Raw genomic sequence first — 17,638 nt, 5'->3', positions numbered from 1 at the left:
GGACTGGACGACTTGATGACATCCTCTTCCTCCACCTTCGAAAAATTGCTTACCAGCCGAGGCAGCCGGCGGGGCCTCTGGCTGCTGCCGCTCGTGATCGCGATCGCGATGGCGCTTTGGCTGGCCGCGACCACCAGCCAGTTCGGTCAGTCGAGCAATCTAGCGAATCTCGTCGCACAAGGCATGCCGCTGCTGATAACGGCGGTCGGGCAGATGTTCGTCGTGCTCGTCGGCGGGCTTGATCTGTCCATCGGCTCAGTCGTCAGCTTTACCACGGCGATCCTGGCGCTCGACCTGCCGGGCTTCGTCACCATTCCCGCCGTTTTCGTGCTCGCCGGCCTCATCGGCGCGACCAACGGCTACTGCGTCACGCGCCTCAGCGTGCATCCGATCGTCGCGACGCTCTCCATGCAGTACATCGTGCTCGGCATCACCCGCGTGCTGCGTCCAGTCTCGGGTGGCGCGGTGCCCGATAGCGTGCGCTGGATGGTCGAGGGTTCGCTCTTCGGCATTCCCCTGCCTGTGTTCTGGGGCATCGTCACGATGCTCGTTGCGTGGAAGCTACTCTACGGGTCGCGCTACGGTCTGCATCTTTTCGCCATCGGCGGAGGCGTCGCCTCGGGCTCGGCTGATGCAGCGCGCAATTTCGGCATTCCTGCCAACCGCAACATCCTGCTTGCCTATGTGATCTGCACACTATTCGCCGCCCTTGCCGGTGTGTTCCTCGCGGGCCGCATCGTCTCCGGCGACCCGAACGTCGGCCTCCTGATGGAACTCGACGCCATTACGGCGGTCGCCATCGGCGGCACCCAATTGTCCGGCGGCGTCGGCAGCCTGCACGGCACGGTCATCGGCGTTGCAGCGCTGGCGCTGCTGTCCAACGGCATGAACCTTCTCAACGTCACGCCTTTCGTGCAGACGGCGATCAAGGGGATACTGCTCATGGCCGTCGTCGCGCTGCAGTCGCGCAAGAAGATAGGACTCTGATCATGTCGGCTCTCGTCAATTCGACCGGCTTCCGGCGCATCTCCAAGGTCCCACCGTCCTATTACCTGCTCGCCATGCTGCTGGTGATCCTGTTCGTCGCGCGCCCGCAGATGCTGAACGCCAATGTCCTCGGTGTCTTCGTGCGGCAGGTCGTGCCGCTCGGCATTCTCGTGCTCGGCCAGCTCCTTGTGATGCGGGTGAAGTCGATCGATCTGTCGGGCGGCGGCGTCATCCTTCTCATCAATTACTGCATCTCGTCCGGCATTTTCCCCGGCGCCTCGCTCGGTTTCTATGTCGCACTGGCGCTGACGACCGGCCTAGTCATCGGCCTCTTCAACGGGGTGATGGTGGCCAAGCGCCGCGTCTCTGCCGTCATAGTCACGCTGGCGCTTTCCATCGTGCTCGTTGGCTTCGTGCAGTATCTTTCGAGCGGCAAGCCACCAGGCGACGTGCCGAAACTCTTTGCTGATCTCTTCAACACGCGCTTTGCCGGCCTGCCGAGCCCGGTCATCCTCTGGATCGCAGTCACCGCGCTGATGGCACTGCTGCTATCGCAGACTGTCTTCGGCCGCTTTGTCGCCGCGGTCGGAGAAAGCATGCCGGCCGCGCATTTTTCCGGTGTTCCGGTGGAGCGCACGGTTATCCTCGCCCACACACTCGCCGGCCTGATGGCCGCTATCGCCGCGCTGGTCCAGACGGCGTCTATCGCCGTTGGCAGCGTGCGTGTCGGGCTCGACCTGCCGGTTCTCTCAGTGGCCGCGACCATTCTCGGCGGCGTCGTCTTCGGGCGTGGTGAGGGTGGCGTCTGGGGACCATTCTTCGGCGTGCTCTGCTTCGCCTTCCTCTTTGTTGCCATGACGACGTTCGGTGTCGGCGATGCCGGCAAGCTCGTCGCTCAGGGCATGATCATCCTGCTCGCGGCCATCTTCTACGGCCTTCGTGCCGGCAAATGACAATCAACAGCCATTCATGGAGGACGTTAATGGTGGAAAAGCGCTCAGTACTGTGCTTTGGGGATTCGCTGACATGGGGCTGGATTCCGGTGAAGGAATCCTCACCGACCTTGCGCTATCCCTATGAACAACGGTGGACCGGCGCAATGGCCGCGAGGCTTGGCGACGGTTACCACATCATCGAAGAGGGGCTGAGCGCCCGCACCACCAGCCTCGACGACCCCAACGACGCGCGGCTCAACGGCAGCACCTACCTGCCCATGGCACTCGCCAGCCACCTCCCACTCGACCTCGTCATCATCATGCTGGGCACGAACGACACGAAATCCTATTTCCACCGCACGCCTTACGAGATCGCCAACGGCATGGGCAAGCTAGTCGGCCAGGTGCTGACCTGCGCCGGTGGCGTCGGCACGCCATATCCCGCGCCGAAGGTGCTTGTCGTCGCTCCGCCGCCGCTCGCGCCGATGCCCGACCCGTGGTTCGAAGGCATGTTCGGCGGCGGCTACGAGAAGTCGAAGGAACTCTCCGGCCTCTACAAGGCGCTTGCCGATTTCATGAAGGTCGAGTTTTTCGCCGCCGGTGATTGCATTTCCACCGATGGGATCGACGGCATTCACCTCTCGGCGGAAACCAACATCAGACTCGGGCACGCGATCGCGGACAAAGTTGCGGCGTTGTTCTGAGCGACGCCACTCCGGCGCCTCGCTGCCGGAGTGGTGTTCTTTTGGCGTCCACGGTAGTCTGACGCTCGCCTACCGCCAGCTACGGAGGTCGATGGCGTCGACCGTCATCGGGCGGAGCGGCGGTCGGCTCCGTCCGATTCAGATCTTGCTGGCGCTCGCGGCACTCGGCGATCCCGAACCGGTCGGCGATCGGGTGTGCGGACACCGCAGTCTGAGGCACTCGTCACGACCACTTCGATTGAACGGTAAATTGCGCGTGCCCTCTGTCGCGACTAGCCGATAGTCTCAAATGATCGCACCGAAGGAAACGCCAATTCATCGGACACGCCGATGGGCGGTACGGTGAAGGGAACTACGATCGCCGCAACGGCACTACGCCGACAGGCGCGCCTCGGCAAAATGGTCGGCGGCTTCTTCCAGCACCTCTTCTGCCCACTGGTTGAGACTCTTTCCCGAAAGCTCAGCAGCAAGAGCTGCTCGGCGATGGACTTCGGGAGCGACACGAAACATCATCTTCCCAGAATAGGGTCGCTGAGGCTCTTTGCCGATTTTCCTGCAGGTCTCAAGGTAGTCATCGACCGCCTCATGGAAGGCTTTCTTGAGTTCAGCGACACTGTCACCGTGAAAGCCGATTACATCGGAGATACCTGCAATCTTGCCGAAAAACACTTCGTCCTCAGCGTCGAATTCGATGCGAGCGTGATACCCGTTGTAGGTCATGGTGTTCATGGCGTTACTCCAATCTGCATCAGGAACTCGCGAGCATCGCGCACCTGATAACGCTTTGCTTCCTTGTCCGGATGAGGTCGATGAAAGCTCGCAATGATGCCGTCTTTTTCAAACTTAACGCGGGAACCGTTCCCCTCAATGACGTCCGCTCCGGCAGCCACAAGCAGATTCTCTATAGCGGCCCATTCAATCGTTCCCGAGGCCGGGTCCTTGAATACGGCCGCGAGGGTCTTTCTCTGCTTGCTGTTCATGCTAGCAAATATAGAGACGCTTGCTGATTATGCAAGCACAAACTCAACAGCATCTTGAATCCATCCCAAAGATCGAATGACTGGGCTGGTGGGGCAATAATCAAGAGTCGGCAGTTCGTATCCGTTCAGCTGCGCCAGACGTACGGGGGTCTCAGGTTCTGCTCCCTTCAAGGCGAGAGATGGATAATCAGTCCGCGTACCGATTGGTAAACCTCGGGCGATTGCGCATCGTCATTTTTCTAGGCTCCTCGTCAATCGATCGACGGGAAAGTGTTCGGCGCTGTTGTGCCCTGTGTGAGATAGAGGTGAACAATGTCTGCAAATTTGCATCACGGTGTGCCCTAACGGCGGCCATAGCTCTCGAACGCCTCGACCAGATGATCGAAGAGTGCCGCGACGCGTGGCAGGCGACGAAGATTTTCGTGCGTGACGATCCATGTCGGCAGTTGCGGAAGTTCTACGTCCGGCAGAACGCGTTCCAGTTCGGGGTACCGCGCAGCCGCCGGAATCTGGGCGACAGCAATACCGAGGCCGGCGCGTGCGAGCGCGAGCTGTGCAGGATGGCTATCCGTCCGCGCGATCCAACTGACGGGGACGGAACCTGCGATCTGTGCGGCTACGGCGAGATCGCCGCGATTGCGGTCCGGCCCGATGAACAAGTGGTCGCGGACCTCGGCCTTGGTGGCGGGGCGGCCGTAGACAGCTAGATAATCGCGATGAGCAAACAGGCCGAGCGGGATAAGCGGTACCTTCTTTGCCACCAGCGCGGACTGTTCAGGCGGATGCATCCGCACCGCGACATCGACCTGTTGGTCGAGCAGGTCGGCGCGTGCATTGCTCAGTTCGAATTCGACGGTGAGTTGCGGGTGCTTGTCGCGCAGGCTGCGAAGCATGGGCGGAAGAACCTCGATTCCCACGAATTCTGAGACGCTGAGCCTTACCCGGCCCGCCGCTGTTGCTGAGTCCGCCGACGCGGCGCGTAGCATGGCCTCCGAGGCGTGTGCCATTGCCCGGGCGGGCGTGGCCATTGCTTCGGCTGTCGGCGTGGGTACCAGTCCATGGACCGAGCGGGTGAACAGCGCCGTACCCAGCGCGGCTTCCAGCCCTTCGATGCGCGCGCGCACAGTGGGTTGAGACAGTCCCATCCGTCGTGCGGCCGCCGACAGACTGCCGGTTTCCATCACCGCCAGAAAGGCCCGCTGATCGTCCCAGTCCACGTTCTTGCTCATAAATTTCTTATAGTCAGATGGAGGCTTATTGGCAATTTTCTTGTGATCCGATTTGACCGAAGCTCTCCTCATCGAAAGGAGATTACTCATGGTTCAGACTGTTTCCACACATGTAGGCAACCGGGCGGCCAACCGGACCGCCCTCGTTCTTGGCGCTACGGGCGGCGTTGGCGGTGCCATCGCTGCCAGGCTCATGCGCGAGGGATGGCAGGTCCGTGCCCTGTGCCGGAACGCCGATGCGGCCAGGTCCGGCTGGCGACATGATTGCCCGGCTCCGCAGTTCGTCACGGGTGACGCCATGGACGGGGCGTCCGTCGTTCGCGCGGCCACGCTGGGAGATGGCGTCGCGGCCATCGTCCATGCCGTCAACCCACCGGGTTATCGAAACTGGTCGTCGCTCGTGCTGCCGATGATTGACAATACGCTGGCGGCCGCTCGTGCGGCAGGCGGCGCCCGTATCGTGCTGCCGGGCACGGTCTATAATTACGATCCGGTGCAGACGCCTGTGATCGACGAAAACACCCCGCAGAATGCACGCACCACGAAGGGCAGGATCCGCGTCGCGCTTGAGCGGAAATTGGCGGAGGCGTCCCCGGAGGTTTCCTCCCTCATTTTACGGGCGGGCGACTTCTTCGGGCCGGGAACACGGGCCAGCTGGTTCGCGCAAGCGATGGTGCAACCGGGACGGCCGGTGCGCAAGTTTACCAGCATGGCTTCGGGTGTACCCCATGCCTATGCCTATCTGCCTGATCTTGCTGCGGCCTTCGCCGGCCTTATGGCAATTCCCGAACGATTGCGCGCCTATGAAACGGTGCAGTTCGCCGGCCATTGGGATCCAACCGGTACGCAGATGCGCGATGCGGTCCGCCGGGCCGTGGCCCAGGATGTTCCGGAACGCGCCTTCCCGTGGTGGATGATGCGTCTTGCCGCGCCCTTTGGCGGGTTTCCGAAGGAAACGCTGGAGATCGAACCGGCGTGGAAACACCCCATGCGCCTCGACAATCAACGTCTCGTTGACCTGCTGGGCGTCGAACCGCATACGCCCCTCGACCAGGCCATCGCCGCGGCGCTGACCGATATGGGCTGCCTTGCCCGATCGCAGAGCCATGCCCGCCTTCGCCATGCCTAACCTTGAAAGACGGAGATACAAGGTGAACTGGAGGACCTATGTGATCGCACGGACACCGGGCGTCGCGGCCTTCAACACGCCCTGCAATGCGGCCTAAACCGCCCCCTCTGGCGTGGCGAGGCGGTGCTGTCGTTCGGCCGGATCGGCGCTGACTTTGCCATGACGCCGATCTGGATCGGCCTGCTCTCCGTGCTGCTGGGCACCCCGTTCATCAGGAAGGCACTGGCCGACGGGCGGATGATCGGCCGGCCGGGCTTCGGCCGCATCCGCTCGCAGCCATAATGCCACCCAATCTGGTCGTCCACTCCGTCCGCCATCGCCCCCTCTGCGCATGATCCTGGCTCTACCACTGGCGCTTACTCTGCCCATGCTCGGCGACGGGCTGCTCACGCCAGTCACCGCAATCGGTAGCCAGTCGGTCATCACCATCGCCTTCAGCCTCGTCATCGTGCCGCTGGTCGCCCATGCCACGATTTCCGATATTCCGGCTGCGCCCGACCTTGATAAACAAGCGAGCGCTTAGCGGACGGCGAGTTGATGGACGGCGGGATAAAGGACTGCGAACCAAGCCCTCTACGTGAACTTCATCGCTTTCAGGCTAGCCAGCAGATAATCCACAAGGTCCTGCAGGGCGGGGTCCAGCTTTTTCGCGACGGTGATGAGCGCGAGTTCCGATGCGGGTTCCGGCAGAAAGCCATCAGTCTCATGCAGCAGCCGATGTTCGGGCAGCACCGCATCGTTGGGCAGTAGGCTGATGCCAAGGCCGGAGGCGACAGCGGCCTGCACGCCCATGAGACCCTGACTGGAATAGGCGATACGCCAAGCTTTGCCGCTGCGTTCCACCGCCCGGATCACTCGCTCCCGATAGATGCAGCCTGAGGGGAAAACCGCAAGGGGAACCGGATCGTTGCCGACGGCGAGCAACGGGTCACCGATCCAGACCAGGCGTTCTTCCCATTTGGCGATGCAGGCGCCGTCCCCCGGCTCACGCTTTACAAGGGCGAGGTCGATTTCTCCTGCCTGCAAGAGCCGACGAAGCTCGAAACTCCAGCCGCTGATCGTATCGAGCCTCGTGCGCGGAGAAGCCCGTGCAAATCCAGAAAGCAGATCAATCATCCGTCGCCCAGCGAAGTCTTCGGGAACCCCAAGGCGAACAGTCTTCGGCGAGGGCATCGATCGACCGAGCGCTTCGTTTGCTTCGGCCGAAACCGACAATATCCGGCGGGCATAGCTCATCAGAAGTTCGCCCTCCTCGGTGGTGCGAACGCTCCCCGTTGCGCGGTCCCGGATAAGGAGAACATGGCCAAGGTTGGTTTCGAGCTTCTTGATCTGCTGGCTGATCGTCGATTGCGTGCGATGAACCCGTTCCGCTGCGCGCGTAAACCCACCGGTCTCCACGACAGCGGTGAAGGCGCGCAGAAGATCGAGATCAAATCCGAAGGTCATTTGGTTTTCCAATGGAGAACATGTCAACATCCAATTTCCAAATAACGGCGCGTTATGTCAATCCTGCTGCCAGTTAAACAGGAGAGCGACATGATCCGTTCTGGACAGCGGCCGGAATGGCTGACTTTTGATTGCTACGGCACTCTCATTCAGTGGGACGAAGGCTTGCTGGCGGCGATGGAGAGGATTCTTGCCGGAAAGAACCGTTCCATCGAACGCGATGCCTTTATTTCCGTATACGACCGGTACGAGCATCGGTTGGAACGGGAGCGTCCGCACCGGTCGTTCAAGAATGTGAGCGCGACAGCCCTTGCGCTTGCGATGGGCGAATTCTCCCTCGATGTATCACCTGACGATGCAGACATCCTGACGTCGTCAATTAGCCGCATGCCGCCCTTTCCGGAGGTGGTCGCCACGCTTACCAGGCTGAAGGCGGCAGGGTTCAAGCTCGCCATTATCTCCAACACGGACGACGCGATCATCGCCGGAAACGTCGCTCAACTTGGCGGTTCGGTCGATCGGGTCATCACGGCGGAGCAGGCCGGAGCTTACAAGCCGGCAAGGCAGATATTCCAGCATGCCTGGAGAGAGTTGGGTATCGAAAAGGAGCAACTGGTCCACATTTGCGCCAGTCCGCATCTCGATCTCGCCGCAGCAAGGGAGCTTGGCTTCCGAACGATCTGGGTCGACCGCGGAACCGGGCGGAAGCCACTTGCCGATTACGTGCCGAATGAAACGGTTGCCCGGCTTGACGAAGTTTGCGGCTTGCTGTCCGCCGCGGGCTGGATGGAATAGGCGATTGTTCTTACGGAGATATATTCATGGCGCATGAACTTAAACGCGGACTGGCTGCACCGGCGATCTTGCGAAACGTCGATCTCGGCGGGGAAGAGATCTGGCAGGCGCGTGTGGATCTGGCTGCCTGTTTGCGGGCGGCGGCGCGATATGGCCTTGAGGAGGGGATCTGCAATCATTTTTCGGCGCTCGTGCCTGGGCATGCGGATGTCTTCCTTGTCAACCGGCTTGGCTGGGCTTTCGAGGAGGCGACGGCGTCCAGCCTGCTGATCTGCGATTTCGACGGCAATGTGCTTTCCGGCGATGGCGAACCGGAGGCGACGGCCTTCTTCATTCATGCGCGTCTGCATAAGGCGGCGCCGCGTATCGGTGCGGCGTTTCATACCCATATGCCGAACGCGACGGCGCTCAGCATGATCGAAGGAGAGCCGCTTGAGTGGGCCGGGCAGACCGCGCTTAAATTTTACGGGCGCACCGTGGTTGACGAGGACTACAACGGCCTTGCGCTCGACGACCGTGAGGGAGATCGTCTGGCGAGCGTTCTTGGCGACAAGGATATTCTCTTTATGAAAAACCACGGTGTCATGGTTTGCGCGCCGAATATCGCGGAGGCGTGGGATGATCTTTATTATCTCGAGCGGGCAGCGGAAGTGCAGTTGAAGGCGATGAGCACGGGGCGGCCGCTTCTGCCGGTCGATCCCGAAATTGCAGCGGCGACCGCCAGACAGATGCGGGAGGGCGATCCGGAGAGTGCGCGGCTGCATCTGGAAAGCCTCAAGCGCAGACTTGACGTTGTGGCGCCCGAATACAGACTGTAGCGTGAAAGGAATGGCGACGGCTCTCGGACATTGCCATTCCTATTGGTCAGGCCGTCAGCGCCTAGTCCTCGGGGCGAGGTTCCGCTTCGCCGACATTGGCGCGGGCGGCGGTCATGGGAGCCATGACGAACCGGTTGCGCAGGGTGCGCCCCGCCAGCTCGTATGGTTCGAACAGGCTGTTCATGGAATTTCTCTCATATTTACTTGGGGGGTCATTGCCGGGGATGCTCGAGTTTGCGTCTGAATTTCCTGCCAAATCGCATCGAGGAAGACTTGCGTCTTTTCTGTCACAGACAACCAGATCTCCCGCTCGGCGGCGTCGCCGTTGCGGATCAGATCGGCGAAGTTGTCGATCATGAGGGCGTGTTGTGATCTTTCGCTCGGCGTCTCGATGAAAGCGAAGTCATTCCGCGTGGCCAGGCCGGAACGATGGATGAAACCCGTTTGAATGTCGGGATTATCGAAGCCGAAGCCGCTCTGCCAGTCGAGGACGAAATCGTCCTGCGTCAGGACGCCGGATGTGCCGGCGACGGTGAGCTCCATCACCGCCGCACCGGCTGTATAACCGACATCGAAGGTTGCGGTCTTGCCGGCGTTGAATTGCAAGACGCCGGTTGCGCGGATGACCGCGCCTGAGTGCGGGTCCCACTCGGCAAAGACCTTGATATCTTCGAGCGCGTCCGGTGCGAGGTATTCGACGACGGCCCGCATCGAATACCAGGCCATGTCGCCCGCCGCGCCCATCGGCTCGTCGATCGGGTCAAAGCGGATGTTCTCCCGGTCGGAGAAGGGGAAATAGAACATAGTGTGCAGCGAACGCGGGGCGCCGATCAGTGCGGCCAGACGCTGACGCATCGCGGATGTGCGCGGATGATGAACGAAGTGGGTGGCGTCCATCAGCACGAGGCCTTTTGACGGGCGAGAGCCGACAGGCGTTTAAAAGACGCCGCCGAATGCAGCGGCTTTTCGATGAGGACATGCTTGCCGGCAGTGAGCGCACGGCTTGCGACGTCTTCCTTCGCTGACGTTGGGGTCGCGATATAAACCGCGTCGACATCATCGCGTGCGATCAACTGATCGGCACCCTCGACGGCGATGGCGCCCGGATAGTTGGCGACAAAGCTTTCGGCCTTCGCAAGTGTGCGGCTCGAAACGGCGTCTAGCCTCGCCTTCTTGGATGACTGGATTTGCGGGGCAAGGATCGTCGCAATAAAACCCGTGCCGACGATTCCGATTTTTGCCTTAGTCATGGTCATGCCTTCTGTCGCCTCAGGCGATCTGTTCGAGGGGGTGGATCTCGATGTGGGCGATCGTTCCGGCGGGCAGTTGCCTGTTGAAGGCGCGGATGGCTTCGCCGGACATGTGCTGTTCCTATACCTGGCGGGAGGCCCATTCCTCGACGAAGACGTAGACGCCCTTTTGGTTGAGGTGTCGATGGAGATGATAGGAGAGGCACCCCGCCTCGGCCCGTGTGGCGACCGACAGTTCCGCCGCATATGTCTCGAATGCGTCTTCGTTGCCGGGTGTGATCATGACGCGCGCCACTACTTTTATACTATTGGTCACTTTTCTGTCCTGTCAGGCTGGTTCCCCGCTTGCGATATGGGCAGCGCCCAAGCCGCTACATGGCGGTGTGAATGATGGTGAAGCATCGTCACCGTTCCGGGAGCGGCGTTGGCCACTGGTCGGGCCGGTTTATTTCAGGCGTTTCAGCAGTTCTGTGGCAACGGCCGGGGCGGAGGCAGGGTTCTGGCCGGTGATCAGTTCGCGGTCGGTCACGACGTTTGAGGCCCACGGCGCCTCATTGCTGACGAAGTCTCCGCCGGCCGCTTCCAATGCCGTCTGCGGATAGAACTTCATCTTGCCACCGTTCAGCAGACCCTTGGCGATTTCCTCTTCCTGATTGCTGATGACGGTCATCTTGTAGCCTGCATAGATCCAGCCCTCGGCCTTCGCTGAACCGCTCGTCTCAAGCTTTGTGGTGAAGGCCGACGCATCGGGCAGGGTCGACAGGAGCGCGATCGGGCCGTGGCAGGCAAGGGCGGTTGTCTTACCCTTCGCATGGAAGTCGGCGAGTAGCTTGCCGAGTTCCGGGCTGACCAAAAGATCCTGCATCGGGGCATGGCCGCCCGGCACATAGACCGCATCGAAATGGTCGTAACCGATCTGCTCGACGCGGGCGAGGCTGAGGACCGGCGAGCTGCTGTCGGATGTCAGCTTGAGCTTGTCGAGCATGGCAATGCTTTCCTGCATTGCGGCCTCGTCACCGCCGAAATACATGTTGTCCACGGAGGATTTGTCCAATGTCGGCGCCGTACCCTTCGGGGTCGCAAAGGTGATGTCGTGCCCGGCCTCGGTGAGCGCCTTTACCGGCTGCATCAACTCGTTGAGGTAGAAGCCGGTCTCGAAAACCTTGCCGTCCTTGAGGTCGAGGTGATCGGAATCGGAAAGAACGACCAGCACGTTGGCGGCCTGTGCGGTAAAGGCACTTGTTCCAAGGACAAGGGCGAGAGCAAAAGTGCGGATGGGTTTCATGTTTTTCTCCAGGCGAAGGCCATTCCCAAACCGCACGGGCAGGGATGGCTGATGATCCGTTATGAGTGATGCGGGGTTATGCGGTCAGCAGGTCGCGTAGAGCTTCGCCGACGCCCGTTGCTGACTGCGGGTTCTGGCCGGTGACCAGCCTTCCATCGACGACAATCTTGGCCGCCCAATCGGCGGCCGGATGATGATGTGCACCGCGGGCGGAAAGCGTGCTGGCAAGCAGGAAGGGAACCGTCTTGTCCAGCTTGACGGCCCGTTCCTCGTCGTCGGTAAAAGCGGCGACATTCTTGCCGGCAACCAGGTGGGCGCCACTGCTCAGGGTGATGTTGACCAGTGCCGCGGGGCCGTGGCAAACGGCGGCGACGACACCACCAGCCTCATAAATATCGCGGGCGACGCTGTTGACGGCCGGGCTTGTCGGGAAATCCCACATAGCGCCATGGCCACCGGCGAAGAAAATGGCGGAGTAGTCTTTTGGATCGACATCGGAAAGACGCGACGTGTTGCGGATGGCGTGGCGGAAGCCTTCGCTGTTCCAGTAGCGCGCATTGACAGCGTCATTGAGGTCGAGGCCGTCGACCGGCGGTTCACCACCGGCGATCGAGGCGAACTCGACCGGGATGCCGGCGGCATCGAGGACGGCGAGGGGATGGGTGACTTCGCCGAGGTAGAAGCCTGTGTATTCGCCAGTTTCGCCTTTGACGCTATGGCTGGTGAGGACGAAGAGAACCGGTTTGAGATCCTGAGTTGCGCTTGTCATGATCTGCTCCTGAAATCGGGATGAGTTGGATCGCATCGATTGCCTTGAACGTATTAAAGCTGCGAAAGTGGATAAATGGGCTTTCGAGGAATTCATTTGTTCGCAGAAGGACAGAATGGTGGCCAATAATACGCTGCCGTGCCACAGGGACGGTTCCGCTGCCCTTCTGTCTGGTTCACCCGACGCGAAATGCCTCAGAGCAGTGCCTTCCCAATCGATGCGCCACAATAAACAAACAGTGTCTGGCCGGTGATGAAACCGGCGTCCTCTGACAAGAGGAACTGGATCGCGGCTGCAATTTCGTCCGGCCTACCGAGCCGATGCATGGGAACACCCGTCAAATACTGGTATTCCCCTTCGCAGTTCGGTTCGGTCGGGCCGGGCGCCACTGCATTGACCGTAATGCCTGTTTGCGCGAGTTCGAGCGCCCACGTCCTGGTGAAGCTGACCAAGCCCCTTTGCGGCCGCATAAGCAGTTCGCTCGGCGATGCCGACGGTGAGGCTGCAGATATTAACGACACGGCTCCGTCCATTCGCTCGCATTCGGGGCAAAGCTGCCTGCACGGCCCGAATGCCAGGATGTAAGTTCAGGCGAAGGATCGCATCGGGAGCGTCGAGGTCGACATCGCCAAGGGCTTGCTGGCCGCACGTGGCCGACATTGTTGACTATCCCGTCGATCCCATACCGCTTGGAAATATCGTGGAGTGCGGCTTTCCACGAGAAACGTACGTTGTTGGGTCATGATGCATGCCTTTCGGTCTTGCTATCAGAGGTGGCGTCTGGGAGCTGACGCGGAATTTGGTCTCCACCCGACAGGGGGAAGGGCTAAAGCACTTTATTGATGCCAAAATCGAGGATAAAGCTGTCCCAAAGAAACTAACTTATTCGCTAGGGGTCAAAATGGGACGGCGGTTTGATCATCTTGGCGATGTGGAGGCATTTATCACCGTTGCCGAAAAAGGCTCGATGACTGAAGGCGCAGTCACACTGTCGACGACGCCGTCGGTCCTCAGCAGGGCGATTACCCGTCTTGAAGCCCGCCTTGGCGCGCAACTGATGCGTCGAACCACGCGACGGTTAAGACTGACGGATGAAGGCCGCGCCTATCTGGAGCAGGCCCGAGCCGCTTTTTCGATGATCGATGATGCGGAGCGGGCGATTCAAGGCCCAACAGGAGCGTCGTTGACGGGTCATGTGCGCATCAGCGTGCCAACGACCTACGGTCACTATCGACTCCCGGCGATGCTGGACCGCTTCACGCAGATCCACCCAGAAGTCCAGGTTGAACTGAGCATCACCAACCGCAATGTCGATCTGGTGGCGGAGGGTTACGATCTGGCGATCCGCCTCGGCCCGTTTCCCGACAGCGGGCTGGTGGCGCGCAAACTGGAGGATGCTCCTTTGCGGCTGGTTGCCTCTCCGCATTATCTCGAACGGGCTGGCGTTCCGCGGAGTGTCGAAGACTTGGCGACACATCAGTGCCTGCCGTTCGTGATGCCGAGCACAGGCCGGTGCGCCCCATGGCTGTTTCGTGTCGAGGGACGTGACGTTGACTGGACGCCACCTGGTCGCATCCGCGTGTTTGACGACGTGCTGGGTGTGGTTTCGTTGGCGGAAAACGGCCTCGGCATCTGTCAGACCTACGATTTTATTGTGCGGGGCCGTATCGAACAGGGGCGTCTTGTCGATGTGCTGGAGCACGCGCGCGGCCGTTCCCGGCCTTTCTCGCTCATCTTCGCCCCACACCGCCGCCTCTCGGCGGCCACGCGGACGCTCATCGATTTCCTTGCCAGTGACGGGTTAGGCACCTGTCTGGCGCTTTCCGGGCCAGGGCGCAGGACATCCGTGAAAGTCTAGCGGCGTCATCGCTTTGCACGGCGCGCGGCACCGTTTCCTCGGCCCTTTTGACTCCCACAGTTCCCGGAGTTCGAACGATCCGTAAGCCGCGTTCGTGGCGCGCGAGATCGTTGATCATCGACTTCGCCGAATGGATTTCAACGAAAGATTGGCGGAGCGACAAAAAAGGGCGCGGCGTTGCTCGCCAGCCCAGCAAAGATTTTCGCCTCTACTGTCCTGGACAAGCTTTGGAAGAGGGTGACGAGGGGCGGCAATCTTGTCGATCTCGACGACGAGGCCCGCCATCAGCTGCGGATAACGGCAAAGAAACTGCGCTATGCGGCGGAGTTTTTCAGCCCTCTCTGTATGGGCAAGGCGGAAACCAAACGCCACAAGCGATTTATCACGGCGATGGAGGGACTTCAGGATCAACTCGGTAGCCTGAACGATCTTGCGACCGCTCCCGATATGCTGTCGAAGCTCGCTCTTTCGGGCGTTCCGGGAGCGGGGGACCTTGTCAGTGCTGCCGATAAGGCACGCTTTTAAACGCTACCGCGGAAGCGGATGATGCCTTTGTTGACGCGAAGCGCTTCTGGCGCTGAGGCAGGGGAAAACAGTTGTCGCGGCAGGATTTGGATCATTTCTTCTTTCGGATCGTGTGATCATCCCGCCGCTGCGATGCGCTCAGAAACCATACCGAATGAGGCGCCCCATAGGATAAGGTATGGTGCTGAAGAGCTGCAGCGCCACCTGGGCGGCGGGTGACATCCGCGCCACCTGGCCGACGTCCCAATCCGAACGATCCTCAATGAGCTGTAGCCCCGGTACCTGCCGCTCCAGCTCTGCCGGGTCGTCGACCGCCCATTGGAGACTGGCACCGGTGGCTCGGATCGCCGGATTGAAGCGCAGTAGCCGTATCGCAGTACTGCTATAGGCATCGAAAGCTATCTCGCCCTCGGGAAAGTGCCCGGCGATCCGGCGCAGAACCTGCGAAACCTCATGATCTTCCAGATACGGGAGAACACCCTCGGCGACGATCATCGTCGGTTTGTCGGCGGGAAGTCTCTCAATCCAGCCACGCTCGACAATCGAGCAGGCAATCGTTGTGCAGCCCGCACGGCCGGGATAGATCCGTTTCCGCAAGGAAATGACATCAGGGACATCCAGTTCGAACCAGCGAACTCTCGGCCCGGGATCGATCCGGAAGATGCGACTGTCGAGACCGCAGCCGAGATGCAGAACAGTGGCCTCCGTGCAGCGCTGGAGGAATGCCTCGGTCCAGCGATCAAGCATATAGGCCCGCAGCGCGATGCCGATTGTCATGTCGTGACCAATCTCAAGGTGCCGCCCATCCGGATCAAGACGGTGCAATGCATCTGCAGCAAAGCGGTCGCGAAGCAGCGAATCCGGCATGGCGCTTTCGGCTGCCTTGGCTTGGAGCGTAATGAGCAGGGTTTCCGTTGCGCCGGTGAGGCGGACTTGCTTCGGTTGCATTGCTTCCTCCAAAGTGCCGGATCAAGAGGGTACCCTCTCCGCCGCATCAGCAGCAACGATCATCTTATCCTTGCCAAGCATTGAGAGCCGGAGTCGAGGTAAATTCGACTGACAAACCGCCTTAGCGGAACCAGCGTCCATTTCCCCGGGTTTCGACGGAAATGGGCAAGGCACGTGATTTTTGTAGGACAAGGCAGCGGAACTAGAATATTGTGCAGTGCAGCAACAAGAGGCAATCTGCCGCGTAGCACCCATGATCGCCTGGCGGCGACAGCGAGGAGGCGACATGCGATCCCTTTCCGATACACTGGAGCGACTGGCCAGATTTCGTAAGGACAAGAGTGGCCACGCCGCTACCGCAAGGTCGAGGCTGTCTCGGTTGCAACGGTTCGGTTCAAATCCCGGAGCTTTGCAAGCTTGGTACCATGTTCCTGTCGGCCTGAAAGAGTCACCGGCCTTGGTCGTTGTTCTCCATGGATGTACGCAGAATGCTGCCGGTTATGATCACGCATCCGGGTGGTCGAAAATCGCTGAAGATTTCGGGTTCGCGGTCCTTTATCCGGAGCAGGTTCCCGCCAACAACCCAAATGTGTGCTTCAACTGGTTCACCCCAAGCGATATTAGGCGCGGCCAGGGAGAGGTCCACTCGATACGGCAGATGGTGGAGACCATAATTGTCGAATATGGCATCGACCGTCGTCGGGTTTACATCACCGGGCTATCGGCGGGAGGCGCGATGGCCAACGCGGCGCTTTGCGCCTATCCGGAGATCTTCACCGGCGGCGCGATCATCGCTGGCCTCCCTTTTGCCGCTGCTACGACAGTACCAGAAGCCTTCGATCGCATGCGGGGACACGGCATTCCCGATGTGGAAAGCCTGCGAAGCCGGCTGTCCGGCGCCTCGCCCCATGCCGGTCCATGGCCGACCATATCGGTGTGGCACGGCACAAACGACCGGACCGTTGCGGAGGCGAACGCCAAAGCGATCATCGCTCAATGGAGCGGCGTCCATGGTGTCCCATCGAACCCTTCGTCGGTCGAAACGGTCGACGGGCACAAAAGGCTGGCCTGGCGAGACCGATCCGGTAGGGACGCGATCGAGCTCTACCTCATCGAAGGTATGGGCCATGGGACACCACTCAAGGTCGCATCTGGCTACGGACACACAGCACCATATATGCTGGACGTGGGAATTTCCTCTACCCTGCACATTGCCCGCTCATGGGGCCTTACGCCGTTGTCCCGCCGCCAGCCGGAAAAAGCTGGTTCCGTACAGCCCGCGCCGCCACATCAGGCTGCGCACCGATCACAGTGGGATCGGCGGGCAGACATTCAGGCGGTAATCGAAAGGGCACTGCGCTCGGCGGGACTAATGCGTTGACAGCCCCGCATCAGTGACACCCCTGATCCCCCTGGCTCAGGGTGGGCTGACGCTAGGAGCCCTGCTTACCCTAGGTCCTCCGAGATCTTGAGGATAACCGTCTCCTCAGAATTCACCGGGCGCCCGTCTTCTGTCAGCACATCGAGGCGTATGGGTCGTCCGGTCGATCGTTCGACGAGCTTCGAGCGCTTCTCGTTGGGCGCGAAAAGATGGCGCTCGCCGAACTGTCGCAACGCCACCATGACGGGGAAGAGATCACGCCCCATTTGCGTGAGACGATATTCCTGGCGCGCCCCACCTTCGGATATGGGCACCGCCTCCAGGATTCCGCGGTCGACAAGGGTGCGAAGACGGGCGGTGAGGATGTTCCTTGCGATCCCCAAGCTCTTCTGGAACTCGCCGAAGCGCGTCACGCCGTCAAAGGCATCGCGGACGATCAGCAATGACCACCAATCGCCGATCACGTCGAGCGATCGGGCGCTCGGACAATAGTCTGAGATGTGACTCTTGCGTCGGACCATGCATGCTCGTTCAGTTTCCAAAATCAGTTGCAATATTAAACTTTCCGCGATATCCGTCAAATAGTTTAATGTTGCAAC

22 protein-coding genes and 2 pseudogenes are annotated in these 17,638 nt (G+C 60.5%); 11 read left to right on the top strand and 13 right to left on the bottom strand.

Features of this window, described 5'->3' with window-relative positions:
• Positions 1–15: 15 nt before the first annotated feature.
• From PZL22_RS26570 to PZL22_RS26560, 3 genes are read left to right on the top strand one after another with little or no spacing between them, the layout of a single operon-like run.
• The gene (locus tag PZL22_RS26570) at positions 16–987 is read left to right on the top strand and encodes an ABC transporter permease (protein WP_010968048.1); all 972 of its coding nucleotides are present in this window, start codon (positions 16–18) and stop codon (positions 985–987) included.
• A 2-nt stretch (positions 988–989) separates the two neighbouring features.
• A complete protein-coding gene (locus PZL22_RS26565) occupies positions 990–1,940 on the top strand; it encodes an ABC transporter permease (protein ID WP_010968047.1) in 951 nt (316 codons plus the stop codon).
• 29 nt (positions 1,941–1,969) lie between these two features.
• Positions 1,970–2,626 carry an SGNH/GDSL hydrolase family protein gene (locus PZL22_RS26560; protein ID WP_010968046.1) on the top strand — a complete coding sequence of 219 codons (657 nt, stop codon included), beginning with the start codon at positions 1,970–1,972 and terminating at the stop codon, positions 2,624–2,626.
• 372 nt (positions 2,627–2,998) lie between these two features.
• Here PZL22_RS26560 and PZL22_RS26555 read toward each other — a convergent pair whose 3' ends face one another.
• From PZL22_RS26555 to PZL22_RS26545, 3 genes are all read right to left on the bottom strand, one after another.
• Positions 2,999–3,355 (bottom strand): type II toxin-antitoxin system HicB family antitoxin, encoded by a 357-nt coding sequence (locus tag PZL22_RS26555; RefSeq protein ID WP_003530441.1) that lies wholly within the window; start codon positions 3,353–3,355, stop codon positions 2,999–3,001.
• Positions 3,352–3,606, bottom strand: coding sequence for a type II toxin-antitoxin system HicA family toxin (locus PZL22_RS26550; RefSeq protein WP_017264738.1), 255 nt, complete (start codon positions 3,604–3,606; stop codon positions 3,352–3,354). The genes PZL22_RS26555 and PZL22_RS26550 overlap by 4 nt, the downstream gene beginning before the upstream one ends.
• Before the next feature lie 341 nt (positions 3,607–3,947).
• Entirely contained in the window at positions 3,948–4,835 is an 888-nt protein-coding gene (locus PZL22_RS26545) for a LysR family transcriptional regulator (protein WP_014528000.1), read from the bottom strand.
• 88 nt (positions 4,836–4,923) lie between these two features.
• Here PZL22_RS26545 and PZL22_RS26540 point away from each other — a divergent pair, with 88 nt between their 5' ends.
• From PZL22_RS26540 to PZL22_RS26530, 3 genes are all read left to right on the top strand, one after another.
• A complete protein-coding gene (locus PZL22_RS26540; protein ID WP_010968044.1) occupies positions 4,924–5,964 on the top strand; it encodes an NAD-dependent epimerase/dehydratase family protein in 1,041 nt (346 codons plus the stop codon).
• A gap of 123 nt (positions 5,965–6,087) precedes the next feature.
• The gene (locus PZL22_RS26535; RefSeq protein ID WP_017276730.1) at positions 6,088–6,246 is read left to right on the top strand and encodes a hypothetical protein; all 159 of its coding nucleotides are present in this window, start codon (positions 6,088–6,090) and stop codon (positions 6,244–6,246) included.
• Between the two features lie 85 nt (positions 6,247–6,331).
• On the top strand, positions 6,332–6,487 hold the full coding sequence (locus tag PZL22_RS26530; protein ID WP_017264742.1) for a hypothetical protein: 156 nt from the start codon (positions 6,332–6,334) through the stop codon (positions 6,485–6,487).
• 50 nt (positions 6,488–6,537) lie between these two features.
• Here the strand turns inward: PZL22_RS26530 and PZL22_RS26525 are convergent, their stop codons facing one another.
• Positions 6,538–7,410 carry a LysR family transcriptional regulator gene (locus PZL22_RS26525; protein WP_010968043.1) on the bottom strand — a complete coding sequence of 291 codons (873 nt, stop codon included), beginning with the start codon at positions 7,408–7,410 and terminating at the stop codon, positions 6,538–6,540.
• Between the two features lie 90 nt (positions 7,411–7,500).
• Here PZL22_RS26525 and PZL22_RS26520 point away from each other — a divergent pair, with 90 nt between their 5' ends.
• Entirely contained in the window at positions 7,501–8,205 is a 705-nt protein-coding gene (locus tag PZL22_RS26520) for a haloacid dehalogenase type II (protein WP_010968042.1), read from the top strand.
• 26 nt (positions 8,206–8,231) lie between these two features.
• Positions 8,232–9,023: an aldolase gene (locus tag PZL22_RS26515; RefSeq protein WP_010968041.1), complete on the top strand. Its 792-nt coding sequence runs from the start codon at positions 8,232–8,234 to the stop codon at positions 9,021–9,023.
• A gap of 61 nt (positions 9,024–9,084) precedes the next feature.
• Here PZL22_RS26515 and PZL22_RS26510 read toward each other — a convergent pair whose 3' ends face one another.
• From PZL22_RS26510 to PZL22_RS26480, 7 genes and pseudogenes are all read right to left on the bottom strand, one after another.
• Positions 9,085–9,207 carry a hypothetical protein gene (locus PZL22_RS26510; protein ID WP_014990290.1) on the bottom strand — a complete coding sequence of 41 codons (123 nt, stop codon included), beginning with the start codon at positions 9,205–9,207 and terminating at the stop codon, positions 9,085–9,087.
• A complete protein-coding gene (locus PZL22_RS26505) occupies positions 9,204–9,920 on the bottom strand; it encodes a Gfo/Idh/MocA family protein (RefSeq protein WP_234842983.1) in 717 nt (238 codons plus the stop codon). Before PZL22_RS26505 ends, PZL22_RS26510 begins: the two co-directional genes overlap by 4 nt.
• Positions 9,920–10,273: a Gfo/Idh/MocA family protein gene (locus tag PZL22_RS26500; RefSeq protein ID WP_234826198.1), complete on the bottom strand. Its 354-nt coding sequence runs from the start codon at positions 10,271–10,273 to the stop codon at positions 9,920–9,922. The genes PZL22_RS26505 and PZL22_RS26500 overlap by 1 nt, the downstream gene beginning before the upstream one ends.
• 19 nt (positions 10,274–10,292) lie before the next feature.
• A pseudogene (locus PZL22_RS31470) lies at positions 10,293–10,556 on the bottom strand (putative quinol monooxygenase).
• A 162-nt stretch (positions 10,557–10,718) separates the two neighbouring features.
• On the bottom strand, positions 10,719–11,558 hold the full coding sequence (locus PZL22_RS26490) for a type 1 glutamine amidotransferase domain-containing protein (protein ID WP_010968037.1): 840 nt from the start codon (positions 11,556–11,558) through the stop codon (positions 10,719–10,721).
• Between the two features lie 76 nt (positions 11,559–11,634).
• The gene (locus PZL22_RS26485; RefSeq protein WP_127625043.1) at positions 11,635–12,327 is read right to left on the bottom strand and encodes a type 1 glutamine amidotransferase domain-containing protein; all 693 of its coding nucleotides are present in this window, start codon (positions 12,325–12,327) and stop codon (positions 11,635–11,637) included.
• 194 nt (positions 12,328–12,521) lie between these two features.
• A pseudogene (locus PZL22_RS26480) lies at positions 12,522–13,033 on the bottom strand (SDR family oxidoreductase); the annotation flags it as partial.
• Between the two features lie 195 nt (positions 13,034–13,228).
• On the opposite strand from PZL22_RS26480, the gene PZL22_RS26475 reads away from it, so the two are divergent.
• The gene (locus PZL22_RS26475; protein ID WP_014990286.1) at positions 13,229–14,185 is read left to right on the top strand and encodes a LysR family transcriptional regulator; all 957 of its coding nucleotides are present in this window, start codon (positions 13,229–13,231) and stop codon (positions 14,183–14,185) included.
• Between the two features lie 177 nt (positions 14,186–14,362).
• Positions 14,363–14,710 carry a CHAD domain-containing protein gene (locus tag PZL22_RS26470; RefSeq protein ID WP_014990285.1) on the top strand — a complete coding sequence of 116 codons (348 nt, stop codon included), beginning with the start codon at positions 14,363–14,365 and terminating at the stop codon, positions 14,708–14,710.
• A gap of 138 nt (positions 14,711–14,848) precedes the next feature.
• On the opposite strand, the gene PZL22_RS26465 is transcribed toward PZL22_RS26470, so the two are convergent.
• The gene (locus tag PZL22_RS26465; protein WP_010968032.1) at positions 14,849–15,658 is read right to left on the bottom strand and encodes a class I SAM-dependent methyltransferase; all 810 of its coding nucleotides are present in this window, start codon (positions 15,656–15,658) and stop codon (positions 14,849–14,851) included.
• Positions 15,659–15,944: 286 nt separating this feature from the next.
• Between PZL22_RS26465 and PZL22_RS26460 the strand changes: the two genes are divergently transcribed.
• Positions 15,945–17,039 carry an extracellular catalytic domain type 1 short-chain-length polyhydroxyalkanoate depolymerase gene (locus tag PZL22_RS26460; protein ID WP_010968031.1) on the top strand — a complete coding sequence of 365 codons (1,095 nt, stop codon included), beginning with the start codon at positions 15,945–15,947 and terminating at the stop codon, positions 17,037–17,039.
• A gap of 65 nt (positions 17,040–17,104) precedes the next feature.
• On the opposite strand, the gene PZL22_RS26455 is transcribed toward PZL22_RS26460, so the two are convergent.
• Entirely contained in the window at positions 17,105–17,560 is a 456-nt protein-coding gene (locus PZL22_RS26455; RefSeq protein WP_010968030.1) for a winged helix-turn-helix transcriptional regulator, read from the bottom strand.
• Positions 17,561–17,638 lie beyond the last annotated feature (78 nt).

The sequence above is a fragment of the Ensifer meliloti genome, from assembly GCF_030064585.1.
Classification (GTDB): Bacteria; Pseudomonadota; Alphaproteobacteria; order Rhizobiales; family Rhizobiaceae; genus Sinorhizobium; species Sinorhizobium meliloti.
This window is presented reverse-complemented; position numbering and strand designations above follow the sequence as displayed.

Coding starts and splice junctions, on each gene's coding strand:
- PZL22_RS26505 (WP_234842983.1), bottom strand. CDS start 9,920: ATGGACGCCACCCACTTCGTTCATCATCCGCGCACATCCGCGATGCGT.
- PZL22_RS26525 (WP_010968043.1), bottom strand. CDS start 7,410: ATGACCTTCGGATTTGATCTCGATCTTCTGCGCGCCTTCACCGCTGTC.
- PZL22_RS26510 (WP_014990290.1), bottom strand. CDS start 9,207: ATGAACAGCCTGTTCGAACCATACGAGCTGGCGGGGCGCACCCTGCGC.
- PZL22_RS26460 (WP_010968031.1), top strand. CDS start 15,945: ATGCGATCCCTTTCCGATACACTGGAGCGACTGGCCAGATTTCGTAAG.
- PZL22_RS26570 (WP_010968048.1), top strand. CDS start 16: ATGACATCCTCTTCCTCCACCTTCGAAAAATTGCTTACCAGCCGAGGC.
- PZL22_RS26565 (WP_010968047.1), top strand. CDS start 990: ATGTCGGCTCTCGTCAATTCGACCGGCTTCCGGCGCATCTCCAAGGTC.
- PZL22_RS26560 (WP_010968046.1), top strand. CDS start 1,970: ATGGTGGAAAAGCGCTCAGTACTGTGCTTTGGGGATTCGCTGACATGG.
- PZL22_RS26555 (WP_003530441.1), bottom strand. CDS start 3,355: ATGAACACCATGACCTACAACGGGTATCACGCTCGCATCGAATTCGAC.
- PZL22_RS26475 (WP_014990286.1), top strand. CDS start 13,229: ATGGGACGGCGGTTTGATCATCTTGGCGATGTGGAGGCATTTATCACC.
- PZL22_RS26490 (WP_010968037.1), bottom strand. CDS start 11,558: ATGAAACCCATCCGCACTTTTGCTCTCGCCCTTGTCCTTGGAACAAGT.
- PZL22_RS26520 (WP_010968042.1), top strand. CDS start 7,501: ATGATCCGTTCTGGACAGCGGCCGGAATGGCTGACTTTTGATTGCTAC.
- PZL22_RS26545 (WP_014528000.1), bottom strand. CDS start 4,835: ATGAGCAAGAACGTGGACTGGGACGATCAGCGGGCCTTTCTGGCGGTG.
- PZL22_RS26500 (WP_234826198.1), bottom strand. CDS start 10,273: ATGACTAAGGCAAAAATCGGAATCGTCGGCACGGGTTTTATTGCGACG.
- PZL22_RS26455 (WP_010968030.1), bottom strand. CDS start 17,560: ATGGTCCGACGCAAGAGTCACATCTCAGACTATTGTCCGAGCGCCCGA.
- PZL22_RS26540 (WP_010968044.1), top strand. CDS start 4,924: ATGGTTCAGACTGTTTCCACACATGTAGGCAACCGGGCGGCCAACCGG.
- PZL22_RS26530 (WP_017264742.1), top strand. CDS start 6,332: ATGCTCGGCGACGGGCTGCTCACGCCAGTCACCGCAATCGGTAGCCAG.
- PZL22_RS26515 (WP_010968041.1), top strand. CDS start 8,232: ATGGCGCATGAACTTAAACGCGGACTGGCTGCACCGGCGATCTTGCGA.
- PZL22_RS26550 (WP_017264738.1), bottom strand. CDS start 3,606: ATGAACAGCAAGCAGAGAAAGACCCTCGCGGCCGTATTCAAGGACCCG.
- PZL22_RS26465 (WP_010968032.1), bottom strand. CDS start 15,658: ATGCAACCGAAGCAAGTCCGCCTCACCGGCGCAACGGAAACCCTGCTC.
- PZL22_RS26485 (WP_127625043.1), bottom strand. CDS start 12,327: ATGACAAGCGCAACTCAGGATCTCAAACCGGTTCTCTTCGTCCTCACC.